The sequence below is a fragment of the Planotetraspora sp. GP83 genome (assembly GCF_041262585.1).
Taxonomy (GTDB): domain Bacteria; phylum Actinomycetota; class Actinomycetes; order Streptosporangiales; family Streptosporangiaceae; genus JAOEGB01.
In genome coordinates, this window is the sequence record NZ_JBGCBZ010000022.1 from 74,785 (window position 1) to 89,230 (window position 14,446).

The 14,446-nt window shown below is 70.2% G+C and carries 10 protein-coding genes; 3 read left to right on the forward strand and 7 right to left on the reverse strand.

The annotated features are described in order from the left end of the window. Positions 1 to 114: 114 nt before the first annotated feature. Positions 115 to 765 carry an Lrp/AsnC family transcriptional regulator gene (locus ABH927_RS27000; RefSeq protein WP_370026048.1) on the forward strand — a complete coding sequence of 217 codons (651 nt, stop codon included), beginning with the start codon at positions 115 to 117 and terminating at the stop codon, positions 763 to 765. A 26-nt stretch (positions 766 to 791) separates the two neighbouring features. On the opposite strand, the gene ABH927_RS27005 is transcribed toward ABH927_RS27000, so the two are convergent. From ABH927_RS27005 to ABH927_RS27015, 3 genes are all read right to left on the reverse strand, one after another. Then, positions 792 to 1,151 (reverse strand): hypothetical protein, encoded by a 360-nt coding sequence (locus ABH927_RS27005; RefSeq protein WP_370026049.1) that lies wholly within the window; start codon positions 1,149 to 1,151, stop codon positions 792 to 794. A 55-nt stretch (positions 1,152 to 1,206) separates the two neighbouring features. After that, positions 1,207 to 1,764, reverse strand: coding sequence for a Uma2 family endonuclease (locus tag ABH927_RS27010; RefSeq protein WP_370026051.1), 558 nt, complete (start codon positions 1,762 to 1,764; stop codon positions 1,207 to 1,209). 141 nt (positions 1,765 to 1,905) lie between these two features. Then, entirely contained in the window at positions 1,906 to 2,934 is a 1,029-nt protein-coding gene (locus ABH927_RS27015; RefSeq protein ID WP_370026053.1) for an ROK family protein, read from the reverse strand. Positions 2,935 to 3,126: 192 nt separating this feature from the next. Here ABH927_RS27015 and ABH927_RS27020 point away from each other — a divergent pair, with 192 nt between their 5' ends. Then, positions 3,127 to 3,723, forward strand: coding sequence for a hemerythrin domain-containing protein (locus tag ABH927_RS27020; RefSeq protein WP_370026055.1), 597 nt, complete (start codon positions 3,127 to 3,129; stop codon positions 3,721 to 3,723). A 100-nt stretch (positions 3,724 to 3,823) separates the two neighbouring features. Here the strand turns inward: ABH927_RS27020 and ABH927_RS27025 are convergent, their stop codons facing one another. Together ABH927_RS27025 and ABH927_RS27030 are read right to left on the reverse strand one after the other, a co-directional pair. Further along, the gene (locus ABH927_RS27025; RefSeq protein ID WP_370026056.1) at positions 3,824 to 5,023 is read right to left on the reverse strand and encodes a hypothetical protein; all 1,200 of its coding nucleotides are present in this window, start codon (positions 5,021 to 5,023) and stop codon (positions 3,824 to 3,826) included. 84 nt (positions 5,024 to 5,107) lie between these two features. Beyond that, positions 5,108 to 7,399: a sialidase family protein gene (locus ABH927_RS27030; protein ID WP_370026058.1), complete on the reverse strand. Its 2,292-nt coding sequence runs from the start codon at positions 7,397 to 7,399 to the stop codon at positions 5,108 to 5,110. Positions 7,400 to 7,564: 165 nt separating this feature from the next. On the opposite strand from ABH927_RS27030, the gene ABH927_RS27035 reads away from it, so the two are divergent. Beyond that, a complete protein-coding gene (locus tag ABH927_RS27035; RefSeq protein WP_370026060.1) occupies positions 7,565 to 8,512 on the forward strand; it encodes an endonuclease/exonuclease/phosphatase family protein in 948 nt (315 codons plus the stop codon). A gap of 10 nt (positions 8,513 to 8,522) precedes the next feature. On the opposite strand, the gene ABH927_RS27040 is transcribed toward ABH927_RS27035, so the two are convergent. Together ABH927_RS27040 and ABH927_RS27045 are read right to left on the reverse strand one after the other, a co-directional pair. Next, complete coding sequence (locus ABH927_RS27040; RefSeq protein ID WP_370026062.1) at positions 8,523 to 9,644, reverse strand: MBL fold metallo-hydrolase; 1,122 nt, start codon at positions 9,642 to 9,644, stop codon at positions 8,523 to 8,525. 107 nt (positions 9,645 to 9,751) lie between these two features. Further along, entirely contained in the window at positions 9,752 to 14,263 is a 4,512-nt protein-coding gene (locus tag ABH927_RS27045; protein WP_407072837.1) for a HAMP domain-containing protein, read from the reverse strand. Positions 14,264 to 14,446 lie beyond the last annotated feature (183 nt).

Below are 14,446 nucleotides of genomic sequence, written 5' to 3' on the forward strand. Positions count from 1 at the left end.
GTCCTCCGAAAATGGGCCATGTAGACGTTTGGTCGCCGATCGTCCAGGATTGTCCGGCAGAAAGTCCAGCTCATAAGGCCAAGCCGAGACGAAAGTCACACGGAGGATTAGACGATGACCGAAATGTCAAGGAACTCGGGCCAGGAGGGCGGCAGGCCTGGACGGATCGGCATCGGTCTCGAGCTCGACGACACCCACCTGAAGATCCTCGAAGTGCTCCGGGAGAACGGGCGGATCTCGGTGGCGGCGCTCGCCGAGCGGGTCGGCATCTCCCGGGCCAACGCCTACACGCGCTTCGAGGCGCTCCGCGCCGACGGCGCGATCAGGCGGTTCACCGCCGAGATCGACCACGCCCGCGTCGGGCTCGGCATCACCGCGCTGATCTTCGTGACCGTACGGCAGCAGATGTGGCGGCAGTTCCGCGCCCAGCTCGCCCAGATGCCCGAGGTGGAGTACTGCGCGATCACCACCGGCCAGCACGACGCCATGATCCAGGTCAGGGTGGCGGACGTGTCCGCCGTCCACACCATGGTCACCGAGAGGCTGGCCGGCATCCCGGCGGTCAAGGCCACCGAGACCGTCTTCATCCTCGACGAGGTGCTCAGGCGGCCCTACGTCCTGCCCAGCGACCTGCCCAAGGACCGGGGCGCCGGCCAGCCGCCGCGCCGGCTCGCCCCCGAGCCCGCGCAGGACCCGGTGCCGCTCGGCATGACCCGCTTCGTCGGCGCCGCCGAGGGCCGGGCCTCCCTGCGGAAGGAGCCCTGAGCCGGTGGTCAGGGGATCTCGGCGGGTCAGGGGATCTCGGCGCACACGCTGACGTGCGTCGCGTCGTCGCCGGCGAACTGGAACTCCTCGACCAGCCGCAGACCGCCGCCGGGCATGGTCTCGATGCGGCTGCTGCTCTGCCCGCCGGCGCGCTCGCCGTTCTTGAGCAGGTGGACGTAGGAAAGCTCGATCCGGTCGGCGTCGCGGGTGCCGACGAAGTGGCCGTGCACCACGGTGTCGCCGGCGTAGCTTCCCCAGATGACCCCACCGGACTCCTCGTATTCGAACCGGGTGGGATCGGCCGGGTCGACGGAGCTCGCCGTCGAGCTGACCATGACGAATCTGCGGCCGTTGAGGAGGTCCTTGTCATTTGCGACGTCGTTCACGACACCGCATCGTGCCGGTCTTCCGCGAGAGTGCGACCCGGGCTGGACGTTTCTCTCACAATCGCTGTCGGGCGTAGTGATACGTCCAGGAAAGCTCAGCCGTACGAGGGGGGAAGGAGCAGGCCCGCCAGGCAGGCGCCGCGCCCGCATGGTGGCTCGGCGTGGCTCGGGCGTACTCGAAGACCTTGTCCACCCGGTCGTGCTGCTCGCTGCCGCTCCGGGGCGACACGATCTCGACCACCAGGAGCACGTCCGGAGCGTCGTAGGCTCGGGCCTTCCTCGCCCGCGCCGCCCGCGCCGCCTCGCCCTCGACGACCACGAGGTCGGGAACGCGCAGCGAGGGGCCGGTGTCGACGTCGACCGGGCCCCGGATGTAGACATCGGCGTCAACGGCCGTGGCCGCGTCCTCCAGGGCCCGCTCGAGGACTTTGCCCGCGTGGTCATGCCGCGTGCTCGGCCAGGGAGACACGACGATCCATCCATTCACCAGCTCGCGACGCATTCCGTCATCGGGAAGCGCGTCCAGGTCGTCAACGGTGTAGGGACCGTACGGCCAGTCGGGTGCGGCGGTCATCGTCGTCCTCGGCACGGAGATCGTGGTAACGGCACGCATGCTCATCACCTTCCTTCCCAGTGTCGCAGGTCGTCGCGACGCCTCCCAGAGGCCGCACTGACCGCGTTTCGTGACATCTCGGTAGCCCTCTGTGTAGGAGGGTAATGGCCGGACGGTCTGAGGGTGGGGAGAACGGGGAGGTCAGCGGCCGACGATTCGGGAAAGGGCGGCGAGGGCGGCGCCTCGTGCTCCGGCCATGTCGAGGTCCCGCACGAGTGCCACGGTGGCCACGCGCCGCTGCTCCTCCCGGAGCAGCGTGTGCTCGCGGACCGTCTCCAGGAACCACTCGCGGAAGTGCGGCGCCGCCTCGACCACGCCGCCGCCCAGGAAGTACGCGCTGGGGTCGGTGAAGTTGGCCGCGATCGTGAAGAGCCGGCCGATCGCCATCGCCTGCTGCTCGAAGACCTTGAGCGCGAGGGGGTCGCCGTTCTCGCCGTAGCCGCGCAGCAGCTTCGCTGCCTTCCCGATGGTCTCGACCCGGGCCAGCTCGTGATCGGGGAAGCGGGTCAGCCAGTAGGGCAGCAGGTTCTTCTCGATGCCCGTCAAGGAGGCGACGCTCTCGGCGTCGCCGATGAAGCCGCAGTTGCACTCGGGCAGCGGCTGCCCGTCCTCCAGCAGGCCGTGCAGCGGGATGTGGACGTGGCCGAGCTCGCCCGCCATCCCGGCCGCGCCCTTGACCACCTGCCCGGCCTCGATCACGCCGCCGCCGAGCCCGGTGCCGACGATCGCGGACACGGAGGAGTGCTCCCAGGCGTCCGCGCCGAAGTGCACGTGGTGGGCGTAGAGCGCGGCGGCGTTGCCGTCGTTGTTGTAGATCACCGGCACTTCCAGCCGGGCCTCCAGAGCGGCCCGGAAATCGAAGCCGTACCAGCCGGGATCGACGAAGTTGGTGGCGCCCTTCGAGGAGATCACGCCGTCCGCGCTCGCGGGCCCGGGGGTGTCCAGGCCCACGGCGCGCACCTGGGACAGCGACGTGCCGGTCACCTCCAGAATGTTGTCGAGCGCGTGGACGAGGCGCTCGACGGCCACCCCGGGGCCCTCCTTCACCAGGCTGGGGGTCTCGACCAGCCGGTCCACCAGGAACCGCCCCGACGCGTCGAGAACGGTCGCGTTGTTGCTGGTGCCGCCGTTGTCCAGGCCGACGACGACCCAGGACCCTGCATGTGCCATGGGAGTTCCTTATGTCCGCGCGTGTCAGAGCGAAGACTACGAGACGACGGCTCCCAAGGCACAGGCGGGCGATCCCGGTCAGCGCTCCCCATTCTTTACTCGCCGTCTGGGCCTTGTGGGCGATTTGCCTTGTTTGGGCGGGTATGGACCTGCGAACCGGTGCAGCTACCCGATCTTCGAAGGGAGAGCCCCATGGCCCATGTCCGCCAGGTTCCGGAGGTGATGCGGGAGGGCGACGTCATCGACCTCCTCCTGCACCAGCACGCCATGATCAGGGACCTGTTCGACGAGGTGGAGCGCGCGGCCCCGGAGCGGCGGCGTGAACCGTTCCGGCGGCTGGTTCGCCTGCTGGCCGTCCACGAGACGGCCGAGGAGGAGTTCGTCCACCCGTACGCCCGCCGCAAGTTCGAAGGCGGCGGCGCGGTGGTCGCCGACCGGCTGAAGGAGGAGAACGAGGCCAAGCGGCTGCTCTCCTGGCTGGAGCGGAAGGGCCCCATGGATCCGGAGTTCGCGGGCATCCTCGACCTGCTCCGCGTGGCGGTGCTCACGCACGCCCGTGCCGAGGAGCGTTACGAATTCACCCAGCTACGGGCGCACACCACCTCTGCGGAGCGCAGGGCGATGGCCGTGGCCGTGCGGGCGGCTCAGGCGCTCGGGCCGACCCACCCTCATCCCGGCGTGGAGTCGGCGACCAGGAACCTGCTGCTCGGGCCGCCGGTCGCCGTCCTGGACCGCGCCCGCGACATCATCCGCAACGCCATAGGCGTCATAGGCAGGGGCGGCGGCTGACAGGACATCCATCCAGACGTCCATGTCGTACGGCTCGCGCCTCCCGCCCGGATGGGGGACGCGAGCCGTACGAGCTGTGGAAGCCGCCGGAGGCTCGGGGTCAGTGCCGCCGGAGGCTCGGGAGGGGATGCACGCCCTCCGTCTCCAGCCGGTACTCCTCGCCGGCCTTGGCCCGGTTCTCGTCGATGACGCGCTCGCTGGGCGCCCGCTCGTCGTCGTGGATCTGCTCCTGCCAGCGCTGGAACCGCTCGTGCGCCTCCTGCACGTACCCCGTCCCGAGGGTCGTGTAGTCGATCTGCGTGGCGATCAGCTCCCGCAGATACTCCTTGTTGGGCTCGAACCTCACCGGGGCCGGGAACCGCGGCGCGAGAACCTCCTTCGGGTCTCGGCCGTCGTGGCGCCGCATGAGCTCGGTGGCGATGCGCAGGTGCTCCAGCTCCATGTTGAGGTGCAGCTCCCAGATCGACCTCACCCTCCGGTCCGACTCGGTCTCGAGGAACGAGTAGTACATGTAGCACTCGTTGTACTCGTGGTTCACGAGCTGCTCCCACCACGTCTCGCCCGGATCCACCAGCGACTCGTAGTGCGTGACGTGCTCCTCCTCGATGAGGCCGATCTCCTGGTAGAGCTGACGGGCGATCGGCTCCATGTACTCGGGGCCGACGTTCATGTAGAAGTTCATGGTCTGCTGCTCAGCCGACATGATCGTCAGCGCGTGCAGCTTCGACAGCGGCGCGGTCGTGTTCTTGTCGTACGGCTCGCGCAGGTTGTCGATCGGATGCCGGTGGTGCAGCATCGTCGGCCGTCCCGGCATCACCTCGGTGAGCTGGTCGACGACCCTCTCGGCGCGGCGGTGCTCGATCAGCTCGAACAGGTTGGCGTACCGGTAGAGGTGGTCGAAGTCCTCCAGCACGCCGAACTCGTAGGCCTGCTTCAAATACGGATCGGGCTCCATCCGGGCCACCCAGGCGGTGAGGTCCACGGCCACCTGCTCGTAGGCGATCGTGGTCTCCAGGACCGACGCGAGCCCCGGCAGCAGCCAGTTGACCACCTTCTGCTGCTGGGCCTCAATGTAACGCGTCTCGGCGAGCTGCCGCCTGACCTCAGGGATCGTGCAGTGCCGTGCGAACTGGTGATTGAACAGGATCGCCTCGACCTCGATGCCGTTCATCGCGATGATCCGGCACCTCGTGTACGGATCGGCATGGTCGGGATCGATCGGCATCACGTCGAGTTCGCGCCAGTTGCGCACCTGCCGGTCCAGTGGGATCCCGCGTTCCTCCAATGGGTTGAAGGTCATCGTGCGGCTCCTTCCCGCGGTTGGGCTGGAACCGTCCACGTACCCCGACGCCGGGGGAGGCAACCTCCGTCCCTGGTCAACCGGTCAGGGGCACGTGACGCAGGTCCACTCCACCCGGGCCTCCGCGGCGTTGCCGCCCGGCGTCCCGGTCGCCCAGTGCGTCACCTGCGGGCTCTCCCTGCTGTCCTGCGTCACCCAGGTGGCCCCCGTGCCGGCGCCGTCGCGGTAGAGCCGGGCCACCCCGGCGCTGTCGACCGTCACCTTCCACGTCGCCAGGGCTCCCGCCCCGTTGAGGGAGTGGACCCTCTCCCAGGCGGTCGCGCCCTTCTTGATCGTCCAGACTCCGTTGCGCTGGATCGTCAGCATGAGCCGCCTGGCGCCGTTGGCGACCTTGGTGCCGAGGCTGACGCCGTGCCCGGTGGCGGGGTTCAGGGCGCTGTCGTCGTCGACCTGCCCCCGGAACTCCAGCGTGAAGTCGCCGCTCTTCGATATGTCGAGGGCGATGGCCGCACGGGCGGCCTTCCCTGTGGCGCTCCTGAGGCGCAGGCGGCCCCCGGACAGCTCGGCCACGCCGCCGCCCGGCTCCGGCCTCCAGTCGCCCCAGGCGTCCCAGGTGGTCGCGGCGACGGTTTCGGCGACCTCCAGTGAGTCCAGCAGCGCCTCGGCCGGCCGGCCGGGAGTCCCCGAGACCCAGACCGACACCTCGGGAGCGTCGGGAGCGGCGGCGACGACCCAGCGCGCGCCCGTGTCGGCCGAGTCGGCGAACAGCGCCGCGTTCCCCCTGGCGTCGACGGTGACCCGCCACATATGGGCGGCCGTCGTGTCCAGCGCGGCGGCGTGGACGCGGCTCCACCCCGCTCCGCCCTCGATCATCGAGTGGACGCCGTCGGGCTGGACGGCCAGCATGAGCCGCCGCGCCCCGGTGGACACCTTCAGCCCCAGGCCCACCCCAGCGCCCGTCCTCCGATCGAGCGTGGAGGGCGACGTGACCTGGCCCTTCAGCGTCGCGACGAACGCCCCGGAGGGTCCGTACGGCCGGTCGGCGCCGGAAATCCCCCCGTCGCCGCCACCGCCGCCACCACTGCCGGTGTCGGCGAGCCGGAGCCGCCCCGACGACGTGACCTCCGCCGTGCCGGTGAAGTTCCACGGGCCGCCCCAGCCGGCGCCGACCCCGGTGAACGCGGCCGACACGTCGAGTCGCGCCACCTTGATCTCGATCTGGTTGTGCTCCCAGACCACGAAGAACTTCCCCGGCTCGAACTCGTCGGCGCTCGCGTAGACGTCCCAGCCCCGGCCGGCGCCCGCCGTCCGCCGGGCGCAGTCGGCGAACAGCCGCCCCGGCCCCCAGGTGTCGCCCGGCCGCTTGACCTTGTAGTGCAGCACCTCGCGGTATTGGTCCGGCTTGTCCGCTCCCGCCCCGCTGAACGGCCCGGCGAGCGTGTTGTAGATCGTCAGGTACCGGCCCGCGGAGTCACTGGTGAGGAAGGCCTTGACGTAATAGTTCGGCAGGCCCGGGTCGAGTTCCAGCGCCGACCAGGTGAGGCCGCCGTCGGTGCTGGTCGCCGTGGCGGCGTAGGTCGCGTGCGTCCGGTAGTAGGCGTCCTTCTGCTCGGGCGACGTCCCGCCTCGCAGGTCGAGCGTCCGGGTCACCATCAGCAGCGTGCCGGGGTCATCGTGGGAGACCGCGACCTGCGGCTCCTCGATCGCGATGTCCCGCGGGTTCTCGGCCAGGCCGCCGGACGTCCAGGTTGCCAGGTCCGCCGAGCGCAGTACGCCCGCCCGCGTCGCCGTCCCCACCCTCCGCCAGTACGGCACGAGCCAGTGCCCGCCGTGCCGCAGCGGCTTCCCGGCGACGACCACGCCCCGGCCGTTGCCGGGCACGTCGACGGTGATGGGGAAGTCGGCCCAGGTGAGGCCGCCGTCGATGCTCCGCTTGGCCGTCATCCGCACCGGGAAGCCGTCGACTCCGCCACCTGGCTCCCGGTCCTCGCCGATCGTGATCCGGCCCAGGAGGGCGTACAGCGTGCCGCCGTCACGGAGAAAGATCACGTAGTGGTAGCGGTGGGTCGAGGTGGCCGCCGCCAGCGTGCCGGTCGTCCATGTCCGGCCTCCGTCGCCGGACCGCGCGAACATTATGGATCCCTGGTCGGTCGGGGTGGCGTCGATCGGGTCGGCCACACCCGCCCGCCAGCCGACGACCAGACGCAGGGGGTCGAGCGCCACGATGTCGGGCACCCGGTTGCCTTCGTGCCGCAGTTCGCCCCTCGCGTCCCTGTCGGCCGTGCCGTACACGGTGACGGGGTCACTGACACCCGTCCCGAAGGCGTCGGCGTCGGGCCAGGATTTCGCGCGGGCGCCGTCCGTGGTCGGGCTCATGCGTCACAGCGAACAGGACCGGCATCTCGCGGCGCAAGCCGCACAAACGACATTGCAACGATATGTACGGAAGATCACTCAAATCCGCTCGTCAAGACCCTTCGACCGGTTCATAGTGGACGCGGAACTGATATTTCATGCTTAGGCGCTCTTTGGGTGGCGGTCATGGTTGTAGTCGGCACGTGGAACCTCGAGAACCTGTACCGTCCGGGCGGCGAGTACGGCCCGCGCGACATGGCGGCCTACGAGGCGAAGCTGAAGGCGCTGAGCGGCACGATCGCCCAGGTCGGGCCGGACGTCCTCGGCGTCGAGGAGGTGGGGGACCCCGCCGCTCTCGACGACCTGGTCGCGCTCCTCGACGGCGAGTGGCACGTCGCCCTCTCCGGACACCCCGACGCGCGCGGCATCCGCGTCGGCGTCGTGAGCAGGCTCCCGCTGACCGTGCTGCACGATGTGAGCGCCTTCTCCCCGCCGCTCGCCGCGATCCAGGCGGACGACACGGGAGCCACGTCCGCGCAGACCAGCCGGGGCGTGCTCGCCGTACGGGCCGGCGCGGCCCCCGGCGCGGCTCTGGACCTGGTGGTCTGCCACCTCAAGTCCAAGCTGCTGAGCTTTCCCGGCCAGCGGTTCCAGCCGCACGACGAGGGGGAGCGGGCCCGGTTCGGCGCCTACGCGCTCTACCGGCGCAGCGCCGAGGCCGTCACCGTCCGCGGCCTGGCCGACCGGCTGCTGGACGGGCACGGCCGGACCAGGAACGTCGTCGTGCTCGGCGACCTCAACGACGAGCCGCAGGCCGCCACCACGCAGATCCTCCTCGGGCCGCCCGGCTCGGAGATCGGCACGGTGGGAGAGCGGCGCCCCGACGGCGGCGACGGGTCGCGGCTGTGGAACCTGGCGCCGCTGATCCCGGAGGCGGAGCGGTACTCCCGCGTCTACCACGACCGCAGGGAGCTGATCGATCACATCCTGGTCAGCCGCGCGCTGCTCGACCGGGTCGAGTCGGTCCGCTCGGTCGTCGCCCACGGGCTGCCGTCCGTGGGCGACCAGCCCACGGCGCGCCGGGACGCGGCCGACTCCGACCACGCCCCGGTCGTCGCCACACTGTCGCTGTAGACCTGGGGGGTCAGGCGATCGTCTGCCACCAGCCGTCGACCGGTGGCGGGTCGTCGACGCTGAACCGCTCGCCGGGGCGCGGCACCACCAGGCGGACGTCGCGCGCCTTGGCCTCCCGCCACAGCCGGTCCACCGGCTCACTCCAGGCGTGGAGCGCCAGGTTGAACGTCCCCCAGTGCACAGGCAGCAGCAGGCGGGCGCGGAGATCGAGGTGGGCGAGGATCGCCTCCTCCGGCGTCATGTGGATGTCCGGCCAGCCGGGGCTGTAGGCGCCGATCTGGATCAGGGCGAGGTCGAACGGCCCGTGCGTTTCACCGATGGCGGCGTAGCCGTCGAAGTAGCCCGAGTCGCCGGTGTAGAAGACCCGCCGGCGCTCGCCCGCGATCACCCAGGAGGTCCACAGGGTGGGGTTGCGGACGAAGAGCCGGCCCGAGAAGTGGTGCGCCGCCGTCGCGACGAAGCGCAGCCCGGCGATCGACGCCTCCTCCTCCCAGTCCAGCTCGACGATCCGGGACGCGGGCACCCCCCACCGCTCCAGGTGGGCGCCGACCCCCAGCGGCACCAGGAACGGCGCCGACTGCGTGCGGACCAGCGTGCGAACGGTCGCCATGTCGAGGTGGTCGTAGTGGTCGTGGGAGATCACGATCGCGTCGACCTCGGGCAGCTCGTGCAGCGCCACCGGCGCGGGATGCAGGCGGCGCGGGCCGAGCAGCGAGGACGGCGAGCAGCGCTCGCTCCACACCGGGTCGAACAGCACCCGGCGGCTCTCGATCTCCACCAGCGCCGACGAGTGGCCGTACCAGACGACGTCGAGGTCGCTGCCGGGAGTGGCGGCGTTATCGGAGGAGGGAGTCATCAGCGGCACCGGCAGCCGCGGTGTGCGCCTCTGCCGCCCGAAGAGGAACTCGCGGGCCATCTCGCCGGTCGTCCCCGGAGGCAGCACCGGGCTCGGCGTCGCGTTCTGGAACGCCGATCCGCGGAACTGCCGAGACCGCCGCATCCGGCGGGCCCGCTCGCCCGACGGCCGGGCGCCCAGGGCGGCCGGGACGTCGCGCACCGCCCATCCGGCCGCCGCGACCGCCGCGAGAGCCAGCGCGCCCGCGGCGAACCGCCACATCCGAGCGTCAGCCATGCCGACCTGCCATGAAACGCCCCCTCCTGGCCGGGAATCCTCTGATCACCCTAGGCTGTGTCCGTTGACATCATGCCCTGCCGCGCGCCGGGCGGCATGTCGGGCACTCAGAGTTCCAGCCACTGCTGCATGCGGCTGATCAGGTCCTCCGCGTCGACGGGCTTGGTGACGTAGTCGCTGGCTCCGGCGGACAGCGTCTTCTCCCGGTCTCCGTGCATGGCCTTGGCCGTGACCGCGATGATGGGCAGGTCGGCGAAGCGCGGCATCTTGCGGATGGCGGCGGTCGCGGCGTATCCGTCCATCTCCGGCATCATGATGTCCATCAGGACAAGATCCACGTCGTCGTTCCGGCTCAGCACCTCGATGCCCTTGCGGCCGTTCTCGGCGTAGAGGACCTGCATGCCGTGCAGCTCCAGGATGTTGGTGAGCGCGAAGACGTTGCGGACGTCGTCGTCGACCACCAGGACCTTGCGGCCGGTCAGCCCGGTGTCCACCGGGGCGGTCGCCCGCGGCCGCTCGTCGGGGCTGGCCTGGACGAGCGGCAGCACGTCGCCCGGCCCCTCGGCCGACAGGTGCAGGGTGATGCGTTCCCGCAGCTCGTCGAGGCTGGGCAGCCGCTCCAGCGGCTGGGTGCTCGCGCGGCCCTGGAGCAGGTTCTCCTGGGGCCGCGTCAGCGTGCGGGAGTGGTGGGCCAGCACGGGCAGCTCGCGGAGGGCCGGGTTGTCGTCCAGCCTGCTCAGGAAGTCGGCGGCCGCGTTGTGCGGCATGCCGAGATCCAGCACGATGCAGTGGTAGTCGTCACTGACCAGGGCCTCCAGCGCGGCGTCCGGGCTGTTGGCGGTGGACACCCATACCGTGCCGTGGGTCTCGCTGAGGTCGGCGGCCACGTTCTCGGCGAGCTGGGACAGCAGGCCGTTCGGGCGCGACTCCAGGACGAGCAGGCGGCGCCCGTCTCCGGTCACCGGCCTGTCCACGGCCCTCGGCCTCACGGCCGGTACGGCAGGGCCGGGCGAGACCGGCGCCACCCGCCGCGGCTGCTCACCGGAGGCCGGCTCGTACACCCTGCCGGGGTCGACCGGGGTCACCGGCAGGTAGAGGCTGAAGGTGCTGCCTTCGCCGAAGACGCTGGAGGCCCGGATCTCGCCGTTCAGGAGCGTGGCGATCTCACGGCTGATGGACAGGCCGAGACCGGTCCCCCCGTACTTGCGGCTCGTCGTGCCGTCGGCCTGCTGGAAGGCGTCGAAGATCTGCGAAAGGTTCTTCTCGGTGATCCCGATGCCGGTGTCGACCACGTGGAAGGCGATCGCCTCCAGCGATCCCGTCCCGTGCGGCAGATCCAGCGCGTCCACGCGCTCGATGCGCAGCTCCACGGAGCCGCGCTCGGTGAACTTCACGGCGTTGGACAGCAGGTTGCGCAGCACCTGCCGCAGCCGCTGCTCGTCCATCAGCAGCGAGGTCGGGACGTCGGGCGCGACGGTGACCTCGAAGCGCAGCCCCTTCTCCGTGGTCAGCGGGCGGAACGTCGCCTCCACGTAGTCGAGGAGCTGGCGGATGCTCAGCGGCTCCAGCGTGATGTTCATCTTGCCGGCCTCGATCTTGGACAGGTCGAGGATGTCGTTGATGAGCTGGAGCAGGTCGGTGCCGGCGGAGTGGATGACGTTGGCGTACTCGACCTGCTTGGCGGTGAGGTTGCGGGTCGGGTTCTGCGCGAGGAGCTGGGCCAGGATGAGCAGCGAGTTGAGCGGCGTGCGCAGCTCGTGGCTCATGTTGGCGAGGAACTCGCTCTTGTACTTCGAGGCCAGCGCGAGCTGCTGGGCGCGGTCCTCCAGCTCCTGGCGGGCCTGCTCGATCTCGCTGTTCTTGGTCTCGATGTCGCGGTTCTGCCGGGCCAGCAGCTCGGCCTTCTCCTCCAGTTCGGCGTTGGAGCGCTGGAGCTCCTCCTGCCCGACCTGCAGCTCGGTCGCCAGCCGCTGCGACTCCGTCAGCAGGGCGTCGGTCCGGGCGTTGGCGACGATGGTGTTGACGTTGACGCCGATCGTCTCCACGAGCTGGTCCAGGAAGTTCTGGTGCACCTGGGTGAACCTGCTGAGACTGGCCAGCTCGATGACTCCGAGCGCCTGGTCCTCGACCACGATGGGCAGCACGATCAGGCTCACCGGGTCGGCCACCCCGAGGCTGGAGGACACGGTGAGGTAGCCGTTGGGGATGTCCTCGACGAGGATCGTCCGCTTGGCCAGCGCCGCCTGGCCCACCAGGGAGTCGCCGAGGGCGAAGCTGCGGGAGGTGTCGCGGTGGCCGTAGCTGCCGACGACGCGCAGCTCGACCCCGCTGGCCGTCTCCTCGGCCAGCAGGAACGTGCCCTGCTGCGCGGAGACGAGCGGGGCGAGCTCGTTCATGACCAGCTCGGCCACGACGGCCAGGTCCCGATGGCCCTGCATCAGCCCTGAGATCCGGGCCAGGTTGGACTTCAGCCAGTCCTGCTCCTGGTTGGCCAGAGTGGTCTCACGCAGGGACTTCACCATCGAGTTGATGTTGTCCTTGAGCTCGGCGACTTCTCCCGAGGCGTCCACGGTGATCGACCGGGTCAGGTCGCCCGAGGTCACGGCGCTGGTCACCTCGGCGATCGCGCGGACCTGCCGGGTGAGGTTGCCCGCCAGCTCGTTGACGTTCTCCGTCAGCCGCTTCCAGGTGCCGGAGACGCCCTCGACCTCGGCCTGGCCGCCCAGGCGCCCCTCGCTGCCGACCTCCCGGGCGACTCGGGTCACCTCGGCCGCGAAGCTGGAGAGCTGGTCGACCATGGTGTTGATGGTGGTCTTGAGCTCCAGGATCTCGCCGCGCGCGTCCACGTCGATCTTCTTGGTCAGGTCGCCCTGGGCGACCGCCGTGGTGACCTGTGCGATGTTGCGAACCTGGCTGGTCAGGTTGTTCGCCATGGAGTTGACGTTGTCGGTGAGGTCCTTCCAGGTGCCGGCCACGTTGGGCACCCGGGCCTGGCCGCCGAGCTGGCCTTCGGTGCCGACCTCCCGGGCGACCCGGGTGACCTCGTCCGCGAAGGCGGACAGCGTGTCCACCATGGTGTTGATGGTCTGCGCGAGCGCGGCGACCTCGCCCTTGGCCTCGACGGTGATCTTCTGTGACAGGTCGCCCCGGGCGACGGCCGTGGCCACCTGCGCGATCGACCGCACCTGGCTGGTCAGGTTGGAGGCCATCACGTTCACATTGTCGGTGAGGTCCTTCCAGGTTCCCGACACGCCGCGGACGGTGGCCTGGCCGCCCAGGTTGCCTTCGGTGCCGACCTCCCGGGCGACCCGGGTGACCTCGTCGGCGAAGGCCGAGAGCTGGTCGACCATGGTGTTGATGGTCTCCTTCAGCTCCATGATCTCGCCGCGGGCGTCGACCCGGATCTTCTGCGACAGGTCGCCCTTCGCCACGGCGGTGGTGACCTCGGCGATGCTGCGGACCTGCGCGGTGAGGTTGTCGGCCATGACGTTCACCGACTCGGTCAGCGCCTTCCAGGTGCCGGAGACGCCCTTCACGTCGGCCTGGCCGCCCAGGCGTCCCTCGGTGCCGACCTCGCGGGCGACCCGGGTGACCTCGTCGGCGAAGGACGAGAGCTGGTCCACCATCGTGTTGAGCGTGTTCTTCAGCTCCAGGATCTCACCGCGCGCCGAGACGGTGATCTTCTGTGACAGGTCGCCCCGGGCGACGGCCGTGGCCACCTGGGAGATGTTCCGGACCTGGTCGGTGAGGTTGCCGGCCATGTAGTTCACCGAGTCGGTGAGGTCGCGCCAGGTGCCGGAGACGCCCTTCACGTCGGCCTGGCCGCCGAGCCGGCCGTCGGTGCCGACCTCGCGGGCCATTCGGGTGACCTCGTCGGCGAAGGACGAGAGCTGGTCGACCATCGTGTTGATGGTGTTCTTCAGCTCCAGGATCTCGCCGCGCGCGTCCACGGTGATCTTCTGCGACAGGTCGCCCTGGGCGACCGCCGTGGTCACCTGCGCGATGCTGCGGACCTGGTCGGTGAGGTTGCCGGCCATGAAGTTCACCGAGTCGGTGAGGTCGCGCCAGGTGCCGGCCACGCCGGTCACCTCCGCCTGGCCGCCCAGCCGCCCGTCGGTGCCGACCTCGCGGGCGACCCGGGTGACCTCGTCGGCGAAGGACGAGAGCTGGTCCACCATCGTGTTGAGCGTGTTCTTCAGCTCCAGGATCTCGCCCCGGACGTCCACGGTGATCTTCTGCGACAGGTCGCCGGTGGCCACGGCCGTCGCGACCTGGGCGATGTCGCGCACCTGGTCGGTGAGGTTGCCCGCCATCGCGTTCACGGAGTCGGTCAGGTCCTTCCAGGTGCCCGACACGCCCGGCACGTCGGCCTGGCCGCCCAGCTGGCCCTCCGTGCCCACCTCCCGCGCCACGCGGGTCACCTCCGAGGTGAACAGCGACAACTGGTCCACCATGCCGTTGAAGACGGTGGCGATCTCCTTCAGCAGCCCGTCGCCCTCGTCGGGCAGCCGCGTGCCGAAGTCACCGTCGCGCACCGCCGTCAGACCGGCCAGGAGCTGGCGGAGGTCCACCTCCTCGACGGCCGTCGAGGGGCCCCCACGCTTCACGGTCGTGTCCACGCCATCACCCATATGTTGTTCCGCGCTCCTCGGTCGGGGCCAGGGGCTGGAGCGCGCGACGCGACCTCTTCACCGGTGGCCGGGCAATCAATTGATCTGATCGGTTCCGTAAGGCAGGCAGCGGTCGGGGATCAAGGACCATCTGTTGCACTGAAAGACCACGTTAGGCCGACCCGTGGGGCC

Coding starts and splice junctions, on each gene's coding strand:
- ABH927_RS27000 (WP_370026048.1), top strand. CDS start 115: ATGACCGAAATGTCAAGGAACTCGGGCCAGGAGGGCGGCAGGCCTGGA.
- ABH927_RS27010 (WP_370026051.1), bottom strand. CDS start 1,764: ATGCGTGCCGTTACCACGATCTCCGTGCCGAGGACGACGATGACCGCC.
- ABH927_RS27015 (WP_370026053.1), bottom strand. CDS start 2,934: ATGGCACATGCAGGGTCCTGGGTCGTCGTCGGCCTGGACAACGGCGGC.
- ABH927_RS27020 (WP_370026055.1), top strand. CDS start 3,127: ATGGCCCATGTCCGCCAGGTTCCGGAGGTGATGCGGGAGGGCGACGTC.
- ABH927_RS27025 (WP_370026056.1), bottom strand. CDS start 5,023: ATGACCTTCAACCCATTGGAGGAACGCGGGATCCCACTGGACCGGCAG.
- ABH927_RS27030 (WP_370026058.1), bottom strand. CDS start 7,399: ATGAGCCCGACCACGGACGGCGCCCGCGCGAAATCCTGGCCCGACGCC.
- ABH927_RS27035 (WP_370026060.1), top strand. CDS start 7,565: ATGGTTGTAGTCGGCACGTGGAACCTCGAGAACCTGTACCGTCCGGGC.
- ABH927_RS27040 (WP_370026062.1), bottom strand. CDS start 9,644: ATGGCTGACGCTCGGATGTGGCGGTTCGCCGCGGGCGCGCTGGCTCTC.